At 55.5% G+C, this 1,822-nt stretch carries 1 rRNA gene; it reads right to left on the bottom strand.

The window, feature by feature from the left end:
• Positions 1-39 precede the first annotated feature (39 nt).
• Positions 40-1,563 (bottom strand): 16S ribosomal RNA (locus tag AB4070_RS18535).
• Positions 1,564-1,822 lie beyond the last annotated feature (259 nt).

A 1,822-nucleotide genomic window follows, 5' to 3' on the forward strand; every position in this document is an offset into this window, starting at 1 on the left:
CTGGGTTCTGGACACCCGAAAGTGTCAGATGCTCCTTAGAAAGGAGGTGATCCAGCCGCACCTTCCGGTACGGCTACCTTGTTACGACTTAGTCCTAATTACCGATCCCACCTTCGACGGCTCCCTCCACAAGGGTTAGGCCACCGGCTTCAGGTGTTACCGACTTTCATGACTTGACGGGCGGTGTGTACAAGACCCGGGAACGTATTCACCGCAGCGTTGCTGATCTGCGATTACTAGCGACTCCGACTTCATGAGGTCGAGTTGCAGACCTCAATCCGAACTGGGACCGGCTTTTTGGGATTCGCTCCACCTCGCGGTATTGCAGCCCTTTGTACCGGCCATTGTAGCATGCGTGAAGCCCAAGACATAAGGGGCATGATGATTTGACGTCATCCCCACCTTCCTCCGAGTTGACCCCGGCAGTATCCCATGAGTTCCCACCATTACGTGCTGGCAACATAGAACGAGGGTTGCGCTCGTTGCGGGACTTAACCCAACATCTCACGACACGAGCTGACGACAACCATGCACCACCTGTTTACGAGTGTCCAAAGAGTTGACCATTTCTGGCCCGTTCTCGTATATGTCAAGCCTTGGTAAGGTTCTTCGCGTTGCATCGAATTAATCCGCATGCTCCGCCGCTTGTGCGGGTCCCCGTCAATTCCTTTGAGTTTTAGCCTTGCGGCCGTACTCCCCAGGCGGGGAACTTAATGCGTTAGCTGCGTCACGGAATCCGTGGAATGGACCCCACAACTAGTTCCCAACGTTTACGGGGTGGACTACCAGGGTATCTAAGCCTGTTTGCTCCCCACCCTTTCGCTCCTCAGCGTCAGTTACGGCCCAGAGATCTGCCTTCGCCATCGGTGTTCCTCCTGATATCTGCGCATTCCACCGCTACACCAGGAATTCCAATCTCCCCTACCGCACTCTAGTCTGCCCGTACCCACTGCAGGCCGGAGGTTGAGCCTCCGGATTTCACAGCAGACGCGACAAACCGCCTACGAGCTCTTTACGCCCAATAATTCCGGATAACGCTTGCGCCCTACGTATTACCGCGGCTGCTGGCACGTAGTTAGCCGGCGCTTTTTCTGCAGGTACCGTCACTTTCGCTTCTTCCCTRCTAAAAGAGGTTTACAACCCGAAGGCCGTCRTCCCTCACGCGGCGTYGCTGCATCAGGCTTKCGCCCATTGTGCAATATTCCCCACTGCTGCCTCCCGTAGGAGTCTGGGCCGTGTCTCAGTCCCAGTGTGGCCGGTCACCCTCTCAGGCCGGCTACCCGTCGACGCCTTGGTGAGCCATTACCTCACCAACAAGCTGATAGGCCGCGAGCCCATCCCCAACCGAAATTCTTTCCAGACGCAGACCATGCGGTCACGTCACATATCCAGTATTAGACGCCGTTTCCAGCGCTTATCCCAGAGTCAGGGGCAGGTTGCTCACGTGTTACTCACCCGTTCGCCACTGATCCCACAGAGCAAGCTCCGTGTTCACCGTTCGACTTGCATGTGTTAAGCACGCCGCCAGCGTTCATCCTGAGCCAGGATCAAACTCTCCGTAAAAAAGAAATGCATACCCCACCGGGAAAACGGTGACGCAGCGAGTTTGATGCTGACCAAAGAGACAAATTCATTGCTGACTTCATCCATTGCCAGCCCCYGGAAGGGCTGGTCTTTGATCCAAAGGAATTCTCACCCAGCCGAAGCTAGACGAGGATAATTTGGCATTTGACAAGTGCACGCTGTTGAGTTCTCAAGGATCGGATGCTCCCACGACCCAGCCATCACAGCCAGGCCCGCAGGGCAACTTCTCTATCTTACC

This window comes from Microbacterium sp. 2RAF4 (assembly GCF_052115285.1).
Classification (GTDB): domain Bacteria; phylum Actinomycetota; class Actinomycetes; order Actinomycetales; family Microbacteriaceae; genus Microbacterium; species Microbacterium oxydans.